General features: G+C 68.7%; 15 protein-coding genes. 4 read left to right on the forward strand and 11 right to left on the reverse strand.

Going from position 1 to position 15,035, the window contains the following annotated elements:
• Positions 1–22: 22 nt before the first annotated feature.
• The 4 genes from NUG20_RS21565 to NUG20_RS21580 are packed head-to-tail and all read right to left on the reverse strand — an operon-like array spanning position 23 to position 2,382.
• Positions 23–481 (reverse strand): DoxX family protein, encoded by a 459-nt coding sequence (locus tag NUG20_RS21565; RefSeq protein WP_263396394.1) that lies wholly within the window; start codon positions 479–481, stop codon positions 23–25.
• Positions 478–1,239 carry an HvfC/BufC N-terminal domain-containing protein gene (locus NUG20_RS21570; protein ID WP_263396395.1) on the reverse strand — a complete coding sequence of 254 codons (762 nt, stop codon included), beginning with the start codon at positions 1,237–1,239 and terminating at the stop codon, positions 478–480. The genes NUG20_RS21565 and NUG20_RS21570 overlap by 4 nt, the downstream gene beginning before the upstream one ends.
• Positions 1,236–2,078: an MNIO family bufferin maturase gene (locus NUG20_RS21575; RefSeq protein WP_263396396.1), complete on the reverse strand. Its 843-nt coding sequence runs from the start codon at positions 2,076–2,078 to the stop codon at positions 1,236–1,238. Before NUG20_RS21575 ends, NUG20_RS21570 begins: the two co-directional genes overlap by 4 nt.
• A 16-nt stretch (positions 2,079–2,094) precedes the next feature.
• Positions 2,095–2,382, reverse strand: coding sequence for a BufA1 family periplasmic bufferin-type metallophore (locus NUG20_RS21580; protein WP_263396397.1), 288 nt, complete (start codon positions 2,380–2,382; stop codon positions 2,095–2,097).
• A gap of 519 nt (positions 2,383–2,901) precedes the next feature.
• Here NUG20_RS21580 and NUG20_RS21585 point away from each other — a divergent pair.
• From NUG20_RS21585 to NUG20_RS21595, 3 genes are all read left to right on the forward strand, one after another.
• Positions 2,902–3,465 (forward strand): sigma-70 family RNA polymerase sigma factor, encoded by a 564-nt coding sequence (locus NUG20_RS21585; RefSeq protein ID WP_263396398.1) that lies wholly within the window; start codon positions 2,902–2,904, stop codon positions 3,463–3,465.
• Complete coding sequence (locus NUG20_RS21590; RefSeq protein WP_263396399.1) at positions 3,462–4,103, forward strand: NrsF family protein; 642 nt, start codon at positions 3,462–3,464, stop codon at positions 4,101–4,103. Before NUG20_RS21585 ends, NUG20_RS21590 begins: the two co-directional genes overlap by 4 nt.
• 124 nt (positions 4,104–4,227) lie before the next feature.
• Positions 4,228–5,256 carry a patatin-like phospholipase family protein gene (locus NUG20_RS21595; RefSeq protein ID WP_263396400.1) on the forward strand — a complete coding sequence of 343 codons (1,029 nt, stop codon included), beginning with the start codon at positions 4,228–4,230 and terminating at the stop codon, positions 5,254–5,256.
• An 89-nt stretch (positions 5,257–5,345) separates the two neighbouring features.
• Here NUG20_RS21595 and NUG20_RS21600 read toward each other — a convergent pair whose 3' ends face one another.
• Together NUG20_RS21600 and NUG20_RS21605 are read right to left on the reverse strand one after the other, a co-directional pair.
• Positions 5,346–7,553: a TonB-dependent siderophore receptor gene (locus NUG20_RS21600; RefSeq protein ID WP_263396401.1), complete on the reverse strand. Its 2,208-nt coding sequence runs from the start codon at positions 7,551–7,553 to the stop codon at positions 5,346–5,348.
• 250 nt (positions 7,554–7,803) lie between these two features.
• The gene (locus NUG20_RS21605) at positions 7,804–8,283 is read right to left on the reverse strand and encodes an Lrp/AsnC family transcriptional regulator (protein ID WP_263396402.1); all 480 of its coding nucleotides are present in this window, start codon (positions 8,281–8,283) and stop codon (positions 7,804–7,806) included.
• Positions 8,284–8,409: 126 nt separating this feature from the next.
• Here NUG20_RS21605 and phhA point away from each other — a divergent pair, with 126 nt between their 5' ends.
• On the forward strand, positions 8,410–9,300 hold the full coding sequence (phhA, locus tag NUG20_RS21610) for a phenylalanine 4-monooxygenase (protein ID WP_263396403.1): 891 nt from the start codon (positions 8,410–8,412) through the stop codon (positions 9,298–9,300).
• Positions 9,301–9,329: 29 nt separating this feature from the next.
• On the opposite strand, the gene NUG20_RS21615 is transcribed toward phhA, so the two are convergent.
• The 5 genes from NUG20_RS21615 to kduI form a co-directional block, all read right to left on the reverse strand.
• Entirely contained in the window at positions 9,330–10,532 is a 1,203-nt protein-coding gene (locus NUG20_RS21615; RefSeq protein WP_263396404.1) for a Fic family protein, read from the reverse strand.
• A 124-nt stretch (positions 10,533–10,656) separates the two neighbouring features.
• On the reverse strand, positions 10,657–11,784 hold the full coding sequence (locus tag NUG20_RS21620) for a GDSL-type esterase/lipase family protein (RefSeq protein ID WP_263398574.1): 1,128 nt from the start codon (positions 11,782–11,784) through the stop codon (positions 10,657–10,659).
• 135 nt (positions 11,785–11,919) lie between these two features.
• Positions 11,920–12,576 carry an RpiB/LacA/LacB family sugar-phosphate isomerase gene (locus NUG20_RS21625; protein WP_263396405.1) on the reverse strand — a complete coding sequence of 219 codons (657 nt, stop codon included), beginning with the start codon at positions 12,574–12,576 and terminating at the stop codon, positions 11,920–11,922.
• A 156-nt stretch (positions 12,577–12,732) separates the two neighbouring features.
• Positions 12,733–13,488, reverse strand: coding sequence for a 2-dehydro-3-deoxy-D-gluconate 5-dehydrogenase KduD (gene kduD, locus NUG20_RS21630; RefSeq protein ID WP_263396406.1), 756 nt, complete (start codon positions 13,486–13,488; stop codon positions 12,733–12,735).
• 73 nt (positions 13,489–13,561) lie between these two features.
• Positions 13,562–14,416, reverse strand: a complete 855-nt coding sequence (kduI, locus tag NUG20_RS21635) for a 5-dehydro-4-deoxy-D-glucuronate isomerase (RefSeq protein ID WP_263396407.1) — start codon at positions 14,414–14,416, stop codon at positions 13,562–13,564.
• Positions 14,417–15,035: the final 619 nt, after the last annotated feature.

Raw genomic sequence — 15,035 nt, forward strand, 5'->3', positions numbered from 1 at the left:
CGGTTACACCGCGATGCGACGGTCAGGCGATGCGCAGCAGCCGGTCCAGCGATACGCGGCCGGCACCGCGGACGATCAGGTACGACAGCAGCGCGGCCCAGCTCAGGTGCGTGGGCCAGGCATCGGGATAGACGAAGATCTCGATCACCGCGGTCATGCCCAGCAGCGCCAGCGCCGACAGCCGCGTGCACAGGCCCAGCACCAGCAGCAGCGGGAACAGATGTTCGGCATACGTGGCCAGGTGCGCAGCCAGCTCCGGCGCAAGCAGCGGCACGCGGTAGTCCTCGCGGAACAGCGCGTAGGTGCTGTCGGTGATGGTCAGCACGCCGCTGACCTTGGTGCGTCCGGACAGGAAGAAGATCGCGGCGATCGACAGCCGGAACAACAGCGCCAGCGCGGAGTGGCCGATGCGCTGCGACACGGCGGCGGCGAGGCGATTCCAGCGCGCGCGCAGGTCCGGGGAAGCGAGGATGGGCGTCATGGAATTCCTTGCGTGGAAGAAAGGTCGAGGGAAGAAAAAGCGCCGGCGCCCAGCAGCGTCGCGAACGTGGCCGCCAACGCCAGCGCGGGATCGGCCTGCTGCGCCTGCTCTGCCGCGGCACGCAGCGTGGCGCCGCCGTGGCAGGCCTCCAGCAGCACGCAACCGCCCACGCCCAGCGCATGCCGCTGCACCTGGCCGCCGTGCCGCAGCAGCAGCGCGCCTTCGCCGCGCCACTCCAGGTCGGGTACCGCCGCCGCATCGCACTGTGCGCACCAGATCGCGTACACCGGCAACGCCTCGAACCAATGCCAGCGCGCGCTCGGATGCACGGTCAGGCGCGCGCCGGCCAGCCGTTCGGCGGCCAGCGCTGCCACAGCCAACGGATCCAGCGCAGCGGCATCGGCCGCGACATACGCCTCGCGCCAGCTACGGTCCAGTTGCGCCACGCCCGGCAGGTAGGGCAGTTGCCCGGCCTCGGGAAGCGCAGCAAGAAACGCATCGAAGTCGCCGCCGTAGTGCAGCAGGCGCGCATCGTCGGGTGGGCAGCGCTGGGCGTAGGCACGCGCCGCGTCTTCGAACCACGCCTCACCCACCAGCCGGCGTACGCTTGGAAAATTTTCCTGGAGCGCATCGATACAGGCGCGCAGCACGGTATTGCGATAGATGCGGAATCCCGGCTGCGTCGCCAGCCCTTCGGCATCGCCATCGCCGTACAGCGCGCGCGCGAAGCCGTCCTGGAACTGCGCCAACGCGGTCATGCCGCACACCGCCGCCGCGTCGTCGCCCGCTCCAGCAAGCGCTGCGCGCGATCGCGCTCCAGCAGCAGCGCATCGAATGCGGGCACGTCGCCATCGCGCTCGATCAATGTCGGCCGCGGCCCGGCGATGTCCAGGAAATGCGCGTACAGGCGCCAGACCGCGTCGTCCACCGGCGCGTCGTGCGAATCGATCAGCAGCGCCTGCTGGTCCGCCGCATCCTCGGCATGGCCGGCCAGGTGGACTTCGACCACGGCATCGGCGGGGAAGGCGTCCAGGTAGGCATAGGCATCGAAACCCAGGTTGTGCGCACTCACGTATGCATTGTTGATGTCCAGCAATAGCCGGCAACCGCTGCGCCGCACCAGTTCGGACAGGAAATCCGGTTCGCTCCATGCATGCCCGGGCAGCGCCAGGTAATGGCTCGGGTTCTCGATCGCCAGGGTGCGGCCGAGCGCCTCCTGCGCGCGCTGGACATTGCTCACCACGCGCACCAGCGCTGCGGCGCTGCGCGGGACCGGCAACAGATCCGGATGGTAGCGCCCGCGCCAGACCGACCACGCCAGGTGCTCGGACATCTGCCACGGCTGGACGCGCTCGGCGAGCGCGGCCAGGCGGTGCAGGTGCCGCGCGTCCGGATCGGCATCGGCCGCCAGCGACAGCGACACGCCGTGCAGCGACAGCGGGTGGCGCGCGGCGATCGCCTCGAGCCAGGCCAGCCGCGGCCCGCCCTGGACCAGGTAGTTCTCCGGATGCACCTCGAACCACAACCCCGGCGCAGGGCAGTCCAGCGCCTGCGCGTAGTGCTGCGGCTTCAGGCCGATGCCGGCGCCGAGTTGCATCGCCGCGGCGCCGCGCTCAGGCGCCGACCGGGGTCAGCGTGCCATGGCCCTTCGGCGTCTTGATGCCGACGCAGGTGCCGGCCGGTACGTTCTTCCATGCATTGCCTTGGTAGTCGCGCTTGGACGTGCCCGCGCAACTGGTGCCGGCGCCGGCCTTGCAATCGTTCTGGCCGGCCTTGGCGACGCCGTAGCACTTTTCCATCGGCTTGGGTTGCGTGGAGGGGTCGGCGCCCTGCGCCATCGCGGCTCCGGTGACGAGGGCCGCCAAGGTCAGGGCCGACGCTGCAGCGTTGCGTACGTTCATGGGATGCTCCTGTGGAAACGGGTGAAGAGAGGGACCGGATCGCGAGCGCACCATGCGACCGGATCCTTTCTGCAATTCGCCACGAATGCCGCCACGGTTACAGCCAATGGCCGAGTCGGAAATGAAAAATTTCTGTCGCTGGCTGTAACCGCCGTCGCGGATGCGACGAACTACCTCTGAATCGAAGAGGGGCAGGGAAACCGGAGTGAACAGCGAGACAGCGATGGCGGCGGTGGCCGTCGCCCCTGCGCCTGCGGCGCCATTGGTCGCGGCGGCGGCGGGCCTGTGCGCGGTTGCCCGCCCTGGATGGCGGGAACCGGCGCCGGCGCCAGGCGCTGCCGGGTCCACGGCGGTGGCGGCAATGGCGGTCGGGCACGGGACGCAGGTCCGGCGTCCAGGCCGGCGCCGTCCTATCCTGCGTGTCCGGCGCCCGCCAGGCCGCCGTGGAGAGCGCTGCATGTGCATCCGCCGTTCGCGCCGTGTCCCCGTCCCATCCCAGGCCGCCGGCAGCGTGCCGCGATGAGCCGCCTGGACGCGCTGCAGGCGGTGGAAGCGCGCCTGCACCTGCTGTTCGTGGCCGGCCTGGATGGCGACGCGCGCGACTATCGCGCGTTCCTGGACGAGCTCAGCGCCCACCTGCGCGGTTTCCTGCGCCGACGCCTGAGCCATGCGCCCGACGACGTCGAAGACGTCCTGCAGGAAACCCTGCTGGCCATCCACAACAGCCGCCACACCTACCGCCGCAGCGAGCCGCTGACCGCGTGGGTCTATGCGGTCGCCCGCTACAAGCTGCTGGACTTCTACCGGGCGCATGCGCGCAAAGGTCCGCTGCAACTGCCGCTGACCGCCGCCGACGATCTGTTCGCGCATGCGGACGACGCGCCGGCGCACGCCCGCCATGAAATCGGCCGGCTGCTGGAGCAGTTGCCGGACCGGCACCGCTTGCCGATCGTGCATGTGAAGCTGCAGGGCCTGTCGGTCAGCGAAACCGCCAGGTTGACCGGCATGTCCGAATCGGCGGTCAAGATCGGCGTGCACCGCGGACTCAAGGCGCTGGCGCTGAAGATCAGGAGTACGACATGAAGACCGATGAATTGATTGCGCTGCTGGCGCAGGAACCCTTGCGCGTGGACCGGCATGCCTCTGCCGAGCGGTTCGCGCTGGCGCTGCCGAGCGGGCTGCTGGGTGCGCTGCTGTTGGCATCAGCGGTGTTCGGGATCCGCCCGGATCTGGCGGTGGCGACTGCGGATCCGGCGTTCTGGGCGAAGCTGGGCTTCGCCGCGTGCATGGCCGCCGGCGCCGGCCTGGCGGCCTGGCGCCTGGCCACGCCCGGGCGGCGGGTCGGCACCGCCGCCATCGCGATCGGCGTCCCGGTCGTGGCGTTGTGGATCGCCGCCAGCGCCGCGCTGTGGGCGGCGCCGGCGGACCTACGCCTGCCATTGCTGCAGGGCCAGAGCTGGCACAGCTGCCCGTTCAATATCGCGCTGCTGTCGATTCCGAGCTTCGCCAGCGTGTTCTGGGCCTTGCGCGGGCTGGCACCGACCCGCCTGCGCGTAGCCGGCGCCGCCGGCGGGCTGCTCGGCGGCGCGCTGGCGACCATGGCCTATTGCATCCATTGCCCGGAGATGGCGGTCCCGTTCTGGGCGCTCTGGTACGTGCTGGGAATGGCGCTGCCGACCGCCCTTGGCGCCGCGCTCGGCCCACGTCTGTTGCGCTGGTAGCGGCGGCGCCTTTCGTGTGGCGGCGCCGCGTCCGCCACGCGGCATGACCTCCGGTCGTGGGCGGTGCAGGCGGATCCCGGTATGCTCGCGCCGGCTCCGCCCTCCCTTCCACGACACCGCCTCCATGACCGCCTTCCGTTCCCCGCGCCTGCTCCTGTCCCTGTCCCTGTTCGGCCTGCTCGCGGGCTGCGGCGGCGACCCCAAGCCGGCACCGCCGGCGCCGGTGGTCGTGGGACCGGCACCGACCGCCGCGGTCAAGCCGCTGCGCATCGGCATCGCCCTGGGCGGCGGCGCGGCCAAGGGCTTCGCCCATATCGGCGTGATCAAGATGCTGCAGGCCAACGGGCTGGAACCGGTGGTGGTGTCCGGCACCAGCGCCGGCAGCGTGGTCGGCGCGCTGTACGCCAGCGGCATGGACGCGTTCCAGATGCAGCAGGCCGCGGTGGCGCTGGACGAGACCAGCATCCGCGACATGCGCCTGTTCTCCGGCGGCCTGGTGCAGGGCCAGGCGCTGCAGGACTACGTCAACGCCCAGCTCAAGAACCGCCCGATCGAAAAACTCGGCAAGCCCTTCGCCGCGGTGTCCACACGCCTGGAGGACGGCGAGCGCACCGTGTTCGTACGCGGCAACGCCGGCCAGGCGGTGCGCGCCTCCAGCAGCATTCCCGGCGTGTTCGAACCGGTCACCATCGGCAAGTTCCATTATGTGGACGGCGGCGTGGTCAGCCCGGTGCCGGTGGACGCCGCGCGCCAGCTCGGCGCCGACTTCGTGGTCGCGGTGGACATCTCCAGCAAGGCCAGCGGCAAGAACCCGGCCGGCATGCTCGGCATCGTCAACCAGTCGATCGCGATCATGGGCCAGCGCCTGGGCCAGCAGGAACTGGCGCGCGCGGACATCGTGATCCGGCCCAAGGTCAACGACATCGGCGCCGCCGACTTCGCCCAGCGCAACGCCGCCATCCTGGAAGGCGAAAAGGCCGCACTGGCGGCGATGCCGCAGATCAAGGCCAAGCTGGCGCAGCTGCAGCAACAGCGCACCGCGGCCGCCACCGCTGCCGCAAGGGCCGCACAGCCGGTCGCCCCGCCGTGCGAACCGCGCTCGCGCCTGGGCCGCCTGATCGGTCGCGACGATCCGTGCAAGAAGCAGGACTGAGCCAGCACGGCAACGGCAGGCACCCGGCGCAATTCGGGCGCGATGACAGGAGCGGCTAGGCGTCCACGCCCACCGCTCCTACGCACGCCTCAGTAACGCCAGCGCAAGGTGAAGCTGACGAAACGCGGTTCACCGTAGTTCTGGTAGTCCAGATTCGCCCAATACTTCTTGTCCAACGCATTGCGTACGGCCAGCGTCGCGGTCCATTGCGTGCTGAGCTGGTAGTTCGCGTTGAAGTGCACCAGCGTGTAGGCGTCCTGCACCACGGTGACCGGCACCTCGGCGCCGCTGCCGTCGCCCACCGGACGCAGGATGTTGTAGCCGCGCACCGCGCTCTGCCAGCTGAGCCCGCCGCCGATGCTCAGGCGTTGCCAGGCGCCCGGCAGGCGCCACTGGGTGGACAGCTGCAGATAGTCTTCCGGCAGGTTGGCGTAGATCGCGTCGGTCGGCGCGCGGGTGACCTTGGCGTGGGTGTAGCCGGCGTTGAGCGTCCAGCCCGGGCGCAGCTCGCCGCTGACGTCCACTTCCCAGCCGCGGCTCTTGGTGCCGTCGATGCCGAGGTAGGCCGAGCTGCCGTCGGGCAGCGACGCTTCGGGCTGGCTCATGTCGCGCACCGCGTAGTTGTCCTGCCGCGCCTCGAACACCGCCGCGCCGAGCAACGCGCGGCCGCCGCCCAGCTGCGCCTTGATCCCCGCTTCCAGGTTGGAGCCTTCTACCGGCGCCAGCAGGTTGTTGTCCTTGTCCTTGTAGTTCTGCGGGTTGAAGATCTCGGTGTAGCTGGCGTAGGCGGAGATCTCCGGGGTGATGGCGTAGACCAGGCCGACGTAGGGCGTGACTTCGTCGCTGACCTCGTAGCGGCCGCTGGTCCCGGTGTAGGCGCCGCTGGTGTCGTAGGCGCGCGTGCGCGTTTCCCACGAGCTCAGGCGCGCGCCGGCAATCAGCGACAGCGGTTCGGCCAGGCGCAGGCGCGTGGACGCGTACACGCCGCGCTGGGTGGTGCGCGCCACGCGCGAGGCGCCGGTGCGCGCATAGGTGACCTCGGAAATGTCGCCGTCCCAGTCGTGGACGTTGGGGATGTAGTAGCAGCGCTCGCGGCCGCAGCTGGCCCAGTCGCCGGGATAGCGCAGCGCCAGGGTGGAGGCGGTCGATTGCAGGTCCTGCCAGCTGCCGCCGACGACCAGGTCGTGGTCGCGGCCGAACAGCGGGAACGTGCCGGACAGGTACACGTCCACGCCATCGCGCGTATCGGCGGTCTCGCCAGCGGCGGCGCGCAGATAGATGCCGCTGCCGTCGCGCGTGTCCGGATAGCCGCTGCCGTACACGCGCAGGTTGCGCACCTCGCCCTCGGTGCGGGCGACGTTGACCTTCAGCAGCCAGTCCTCGCCGAAGCGCTGCTCCAGGTTGGCGAAGGCGGTGTGCGTGTCGCGCTGCCAGCGCGACCACTTCGGTGCCAGGTTGGTCGAACTGGGCAGGTCGGCGAAGGAACCGTCGGCGGCGAAGTACGGCACCGTGCCCCAGGTCGAGCCGACCGGATCGTTGTCCTGGCGCTGATAGCCGACGGTGACCGTGGTGGAGTCGGTCAGGTCGCCTTCCAGCACCGCCATGCCCGACATCTTCTGCTCGTGATAGTGGTCGTAGTAGTAGTCGCGGTCCTGCCAGGCGGCGACGACGCGGCTGCGGAAGCGGCCGTCGTCGGTGAGCGGCGCGGTCACGTCGGCCTGCGTGCGGCGGAAATCCCAGCTGCCGGTGGTGGCCGCGAACGAGGCGTCGAAACTCTTGCCCGGACGCTTGCGCAGCATGTTGACCGTGGCCGAGGGAATGCCCGCGCCGCTGAGCAGGCCATTGGCGCCACGGATCACTTCGACGCGGTCGTAGAAGACCATGTCGTATTCCTGGTTGGTCGAACCGCTGTAGGTCGGCAGGCCGTCGACCTGGAAGTCGGTGATCTGGAAACCGCGCGCGAAATACAGCGGGCGCTGCGTGTCGTAGAAGGACACGTTGACGCCGGTGACGTTGCGCAGCACGTCGTTGACGCTGAACAGCGATTCCTCCTCCAGCCGCTGCAGCCCGAGCACGCTGACCGACTGCGGCGTCTCCTGCAGGGTCAGCGGCAGGCGCGTGGTCGTCGACGGCTGCGCGCGCGCACGGCTGCCGCTGACCTCGACCTTGTCCAGCGTGGTGGGCTGAGCGGCGCCGGCATCGGCCGCCGCGTCGGCCGCGTGCAAGGGCGCGGTGGTGGTGGACAGGACGGACAGCAGGGCGAGATGCAGCAGGTGGCGCGTGGGGGAGCGGGTCATGGAATCGGCGTCGTCGTTGAGCGGCGGCGACCGATGCAGGCGCGCCGCCGAGGGGGAGAGGAAACGGACGGGCGCAGACGGGCTCCACGGCACGGATATCCGGCATGGCTGGCCCAGAGTCGGGCTGGCGGGATCGAGCGGGAGACGCTGGGCCGGCTGCGGCCGTCGCGAGACGCAAATGTAAATCGTTAGCAACAACTTAACAAGCGCTGGCGCCGTTCGGCACGCGTGCTGTCGTCCCGATCGCCGCTCAGCCGCGCGGCAGTGGCAGGCCCGCGAAGTCCTTGACCGTGCGCAGCACGAAGCTGGAATTGACGTCGGCCACGCCGGCGGCATTGAGCAGCTTGTCCAGCAGGAAGGCGGAGAAATGCGCCAGATCGCGCACGTAGACGTGCAGCAGGTAGTCCATGTCGCCGGTCAGCGCGTGGCAGGCGACCACCTCGTCCCAGCCCTGCACGCTGTCGGCGAAGTGGGCGATGCCGCTTTGCCCATGCTTTTCCAGCTGCACCCGGACGAAGGCCTGCAGACCCAGGCCGATCGCGCCCGGCACCAGGCGTGCCGCGTAGCCGGCCACGATCCCGTCGGCCTCCAGCCGCTGCACCCGGCGCAGGCAGGCCGACGGCGACAGGTTCACCTGGGCCGCCAGCTCGGCATTGCTGGCCCGGCCCTGCCGTTGCAACAGGGCCAGCAGGCGCAGGTCGGTGCGGTCGAACGCGGCCGAATCGGTCATTTATTGCTCTGCAACATGGCTTTGGTGCAACAATCTTGCGCGCAGCGGCCGCAAGCGCGCAACTTCGCAAGCCCATTGCGTGGCTTGGCGCCTACCATCACAGGCACTCTTCCGGAGCTACCGCCCATGGAAACCGCACCGCGCCGCGTCGAACACCAGCAGACCGACAAGGGCTACGTGCCGGTCTACACCACGGCCGTGGTCGCGCAGCCATGGGACAGCTACAGCGCCGACGACCACGCCACCTGGGGCACGCTGTACCAGCGCCAGCGCGAACTGCTGGTCGGCCGCGCCTGCGACGAGTTCCTGCAGGCGCAGGACGCGATGGGTATGAACCCGCAGGCGATCCCGCGCTTCGAGCAGCTCAACGAGGTGCTGGGCGCGGCCACCGGCTGGACCCTGGTCGGAGTCGAAGGCCTGCTGCCGGAACTGGATTTCTTCGATCACCTGGCCAATCGCCGCTTCCCGGTGACCTGGTGGATCCGCCGTCCCGAGCAGATCGACTACATCGCCGAGCCGGACCTGTTCCACGACCTGTTCGGCCACGTGCCGCTGTTGATGAACCCGCTGTTCGCCGACTACATGCAGGCCTACGGCCGCGGCGGAGTGAAGGCGCACGGCATCGGCCCGGACGCGTTGCAGAACCTCACCCGCCTGTACTGGTACACGGTGGAATTCGGACTGATCGCCAGCGCCGACGGCCTGCGCATCTTCGGCGCCGGCATCGTCTCGTCCAAGGGCGAATCGCTGTACGCGCTGGAATCGGCCGCGCCCAACCGCATCGGCTTCGACCTGGCGCGGATCATGCGCACCCGCTACCGCATCGACACCTTCCAGAAGACCTACTTCGTCATCGACAGCTTCGAGCAGCTGATGCAGGCGACTGCGCCGGACTTCACTCCGATCTATGTGGCGCTGGAAACCCAGGAGCACCTGCCGGCCGGCGAGGTTCAGGAAGGCGACCGCGTGTACCAGAAGGGCACCGGCGAAGGCTGGGCGGAAGGCGGCGACGTTTAACCGTAGAGCCGGGCTCTGCCCGGCTGCTTTCAACGCGGCCGCGTAGCCACGCGCGCTGGTGGCTGGTTGAGTCGCTTGAGGACGGCGTGGGCGTGGTACGTCCTGCCCCACTTCTTCTCGTTGCCCTTCGACAGGATTCCGGCCTCCTCGAGCGCATAGATGCCGGTAAGCGCTGACCGGTCAGACACATCCAGCAGCGAAGCAACCTGTGACGCCGTGACCACCGGATGGCCGACCAGCAGCGCGGGAAGTCGACGCGCGACAGAATCGCCGCGATAGCGGCTTACCTTCACCGACCACTCTGCTACAAGCTGCTGCATGTCCTCGGCGATGGCGATCGCATCGTTCGCCGACTCCACCACGGCCTTGGAGACCATATCCATCCACGGTACCCAGTTGCCTTTGATCTGCACCTGGTTGAGCGCTTCGTAGTAGGTGTCCTTGCTTCGGAGCAATGCGCCGGACAGGTACAGCGGTGGATATCCTTCTGCCGCCAGTATCAGCGGCATCAGCAGCCGACCGGTGCGTCCATTGCCATCCTTGTATGGATGGATGGTTTCGAACTGGGCGTGCGCGATGGCGAGCTGGGCAAGGATGTTCAGTTCGAACTGTTCGTCTTCCGCCGCCTGGTACTGCAGCATCTGCCGTTCCAGTTCCTGCATCGCCTCGCCGATCCGGTCCGGCGGCGAAGGAACGAAGCGTGCGTCTTCAAGGCGTCCTCCCAACGGGCCGATGACGGCCTGTTCCTGACGATAGCTGCCCTTTGGGAAATGCTCGGGCGTGTCCTGCATCAGCACTGCGTGCAGGTGATTGACCAGCGCAAGGTCGATGGCGGACCTACCCCGCTCCTTGACCGCTTCAAGGCCGTCCTGCAGCGCCTGTACGTAACGCTCGGTGACCACCACGTCGGCGGGCAGGCCGTCGAGGCCAAGGGTAGCTTCATACACCAGCAACTGGTCCAGATCGGTCTGGGTCCCTTCTATCTGGGAGCTCTGCACGGCTTCGCGTCGCGCCAAGGTACGGGTGACCAGATCCGGGGCAGGCCAGTGGCGCATTGCCTGTTCCAGCCGGGCCAGCGCCGCGTTGGCGCCAGCGAACAGTTCGCGGTTGCCCGACTGCCCAGCGGGCAGCCTGCGCGGCGTTGGCGGGGCTGTCATGGCCACCAGGTTCGTGCGACCTTCGACCGGCACCAGGTACTGGCGCAGTGGGACCGCTATGTCTTCCCGTCGCATGGAACCCTCCGCCCTAAACTTCAAAAGCACTCTACGCTTTTGAAGTTTGGTGCGCCATCCTTCAAAAGCATCAATGGCTTTTGAAGGTTGGCGCTGGTAGAGCCGGGCCCTGCCCGGCTGGGCTTCACCGCGGATACGCCAGCAGCACCACCAGATCCTGCTCCCCCCGCTGCTGCAGCGCATGCAGGCTGCCCACCCGGGTCAGCAGCGCATCGCCTGCCGCCACGTCGTACTGCTTGCCATCCAGCACGTAGCTGCCCTGCCCGCTGACGATGTAATAGATCTCGTCCTTGTGCTGCGGGTGCAGGCCGATGCCCGCGCCCTTGTGCAGCACGCGCTTGCGCAGCACGAAGGGCAGGTCCTTGTCGTCGGCGAAGAAGGGATACGCGGTGGTCGGCCCGGCGCCGCCGTGCGGGCCGGGCTGACTGATGCCGATATCGCGCTCGTGGACAACGCGCGAGGGCTTGGCCGGCTCGCTGCCCTGCCCTGCGGGCTGACTCACGTCGCAGTCGATGTCACGCTTCAAGGCCGGTTTCAGCTCGGGCGTCGACGCCACCCAGTCGCGCAGCACCAGGCAGGCCACGGCGGTGGCGCCGGCGGTGCTGAAGTGGGTGCCGTCGGCCTTGTTCTGCTCGGGCACGAACATGAAGTACGGCTTGGCGCCCTGCTCGCCCAGCGCGCGGATCCAGCGGGTGGAACTGGCGTTGAGGTCGATCAGCGCGACCTGCTCGCGCGTGGCCAGCTGTTTCACCGCCTGGGTGTACAGCCCGTGGGTGTCGAGCAGCGAACCGAAGTCGTACAGCAGCCGCGCGACCGGGGTGATCAACACCGGCGTGGCGCGCTTGTCGCGGGCCAGTTGCACGTAGCGCATCAGATACTGCGGGTAAGCGGTGTCCGGGTCGTCGTAACGCGTAGGGTCTTCGACCTTGGCATCGTTGTGGCCGAACTGGATCAGCAGCACGTCGCCGCGGCGCAGGTCCTTGGCGATGGCGTCGAGGCGGCCTTCGGCGATGAAGCTGCGCGCGCTGCGCCCGCCCTTGGCGTGGTTGCGCACCTGCCAGGCGGTCGGATCCAGATAGCTCTGCAAGGCCTGGCCCCAGCCGGCCTGCGGCGCGCGTTCGGGGCCGTATTCGGCCGCGGTGGAATCGCCGGCGATGAACACGCGCTGCGGCTCGGCGCAGGCGATCCCGGCGCAGAGCGACAGCAATGCAGAAAAGAGCAGACGCATGGTGGACTCCGCTGCGCTGTGTATGCGCTTGGCATCCTGCGCCTGTCGGCGGGAAGCACGCCAAGCCGATGGGAAGCGTGGTGCCGCTTGGTCGATCGTGTTCGGCCCTCACCCCAACCCCTCTCCGCGGGAGAGGGGTTCGAGCGTGGCGCTGTGCGGTCAGGCCGCGGCGGCTTCCGGCTTGCCCAGCACGCCGGCGACGAAGGCGCGGATCTCGGCATCCTGCGCGTTGTCGAAGAAGCACTGCTGGAAGCGCTCGCCGCCGACCGCCTGCTTGACCAGTTCCGGATCGATCGCGCGCAGGCCGTCCAGGTAGGACTTGGCGGTGGCCTGCTTGACCTGGGCGAGGATGCCGGCATTGGCCTGCTGCGACTCGCGGCGCTCGGCCGGGTAGCCCATGCCGCGCTCGCCGCTGAAGGCCTTCTCGAAGATGTAGCGCACGTTGATTTCCGCGCCCCAGCCGTAGCCCTTGGCGAAGGCCAGCGCCAGCGCGTTGCCGTTGTTGACCTGGGCGAACAGGTAGGCGTCGGTCGGCTCGATGCAGTAGCCGCAGAACACGCCCGGGTAGGCGTTGAGCGACATCATCGCGCCCTGGCCGGTGCCGCAGCCGGCGACGACGAAGTCGACCGCCTTGGAGTTGAGCAGCAGGCTGGCGACGATGCCCAGGTGGATGTAGGTCAGGCGATGATCGTCGTCGCCGTCCATGCCGACGTTGAACACGCTGTGGCCCTGCGCGCTCGCCACGTCGGTGAGCTGCTGCAGGATCACCGGGTTCTTGCCGGCCTGGCTGAATTCATTCATCAGTGCGATTTTCATGGTGTCTCCGATTGCGGGGGAAGATGGTGCGTGTGATTGATGTGGCGCCGACCGCCGTCTGCATCTGGATGGTGTGCGTGCGGGCCAACCCTCATCCGCCCTGCGGGCACCTTCTCCCGGGGGGGAGAAGGGAGCAGCGCACGCTGCGTGCTTGGCTCAGCGCGCCAGCCAGCCGCCATCGACCGGGATGATGGTGCCGTTGACGTAGTCCGAGGCGCTGCTGGCCAGGAACACCGCGGTGCCGCCGAGGTCTTCCGGCACGCCCCAGCGACCGGCCGGGATGCGCTCCAGGATCGACTGGTTGCGCGCCGCGTCGGCGCGCAGCTGCGCGGTGTTGTCGGTGGCCATGTAGCCCGGCGCGATGGCGTTGATGTTCAGGCCCTTGGCGCCCCACTCGTTGGCCAGCAGGCGGGTGATGCCGGCGATGCCGGACTTGCTGGCGGTGTACGAGGGCACGCGGATGCCGCCCTGGAACGACAGCATCGAGGCGATGTTGATGATCTTGCCGCTGCCCTGGGCGATGAAGTGGCGGCCGGCCGCCTGCGACATGAAGAACGCGGACTTGATGTTGACGTTCATCACGTCGTCCCAGTCCTGCTCGCTGAAATCCACCGCGTCGGCGCGGCGGATCAGGCCGGCGTTGTTGACCAGGATGTCGAGGCCGCCGAGCCCGGCGAGGGTCTCGTCGAGCACGCGCTGCACCGGCTCGATGCTGATCAGGTTGGCCTCGATGGCGACGAAGCGGCGGCCCAGCGCCTTGACCTTTTCCTCGGTCTCGGTGGGCGCCTGGATGCCGGCGGCGGCGATGTCGGCGCCGGCCTGCGCCAGCGCCAGCGCGATGCCCTGGCCGAGGCCGGTGTTGGCGCCGGTGACCAGTGCGACCTTGCCTTCGAGACTGAACGGGTTCGTCATTGCGGATGCTTCCTATGAGTGATGCGGATGCGGTCGAAAACGCGGCGGCGGCGCGCATGGCGCGCACGACGGCCTACTTGAGCTGGCAGATGTCCAGCACGTGCATGTCGGTGTAGTCCAGGTTCTCGCCGCCCATCGCCCAGATGAAGGCGTAGTTGCTGGTGCCGGCGCCCATGTGGATCGACCACGGCGGCGATACCACGGCTTCGTCGTTCTGGATCACGATGTGGCGCTGCGCGTCCGGCTCGCCCATGAAGTGGTAGACGCGATCGTTGGCGCCGAGGTCGAAGTAGAAATAGACCTCGCTGCGGCGGTCGTGCAGGTGCGGCGGCATGGTGTTCCAGACGCTGCCGGGCTTGAGCACGGTCAGGCCCAGCAGCAGCTGCGAGGACTGGCAGGTGGCCGGCACGATGAACTGGTAGATGGTGCGCTCGTTGCTGGTCTCCAGCGCGCCGCGGTCCAGCGCCACCGCGTCCTTGATCGACAGTTGCTTGGTCTGGAAACGCGCATGCGCCGGGGTCGAGGCCAGGTAAAAGCGGGCCGGGTTGGCCGCATCGTCGGAGGCGAACACCACCTCCTCGCTGCCCATCGCCACGTACAGGCCGTCCTTTGGTCCCAGCGTGTAGGCGGTGCCGTCCACGGTGACCGTGCCGCTGCCGGCGCCGACGTTGATCACGCCCAGCTCGCGGCGCTCCAGGAACGGATGGCCGGCGGCGGAGGCCGGCTCGGTCTGCTTCGGCAGTTGCACGGCCTTGCTCACCGGCGCCGCACCGCCGAGCACGAAGCGCTCGTAGTGGGTGTACTTCAGGGTGACCGCGTCGTCGACGAACAGGCCATCGAGCAGGTACAGCTCGCGCAGTTGGTCGTTGCTGGCGCCCTTGATGGCGTCGGGATGGGTGGCGTAGTGGGTCTTGCAGTACAGGGACATGGGGATCTCCGGGGCAAGCAGGGGCCAGGCGACGGCCCGCAGAAGGGCATTCTAGCCGCTCTGGTAAACCGGTGTCATTGCGCAGTGCACGAAATGGGGTGCTCCCTTCTCCCACCGGGAGAAGGTGCCCCGCAGGGGCGGATGAGGGTACGGGCGCAGCCTCATGCACCCAAACTCCGCGAGACGCTTCGCGCCGGACCCTCACCCCAACCCCTCTCCCGACGGGAGAGGGGCTACGGCTGCTCCCTTCTCCCAGCGGGAGAAGGTGCCCCGCAGGGGCGGATGAGGGTACGGGCGCAGCCTCATGCACCCAAACTCCGCGAGACGCTTCGCGCCGGACCCTCACCCCACCCCTCTCCCGACGGGAGAGGGGCTACGGCTGCTCCCTTCTCCCAGCGGGAGAAGGTGCCCCGAAGGGGCGGATGAGGGTACGGGCGCAGTCTCGTGCACCCAAACTCAGCGGGACGCTTCGCGCCGTACCCTCACCCCAACCCCTCTCCCGACGGGAGAGGGGCTACGGCTGCTCCCTTCTCCCAGCGGGAGAAGGTGCCCCGCAGGGGCGGATGAGGGTACGGGCGCAGCCTCGTGCACCCAAACCCAGCGAGACGCTGCGCGCCGT

The organism is Xanthomonas sp. CFBP 8443 (assembly GCF_025666195.1).
Taxonomy (GTDB): Bacteria; Pseudomonadota; Gammaproteobacteria; order Xanthomonadales; family Xanthomonadaceae; genus Xanthomonas_A.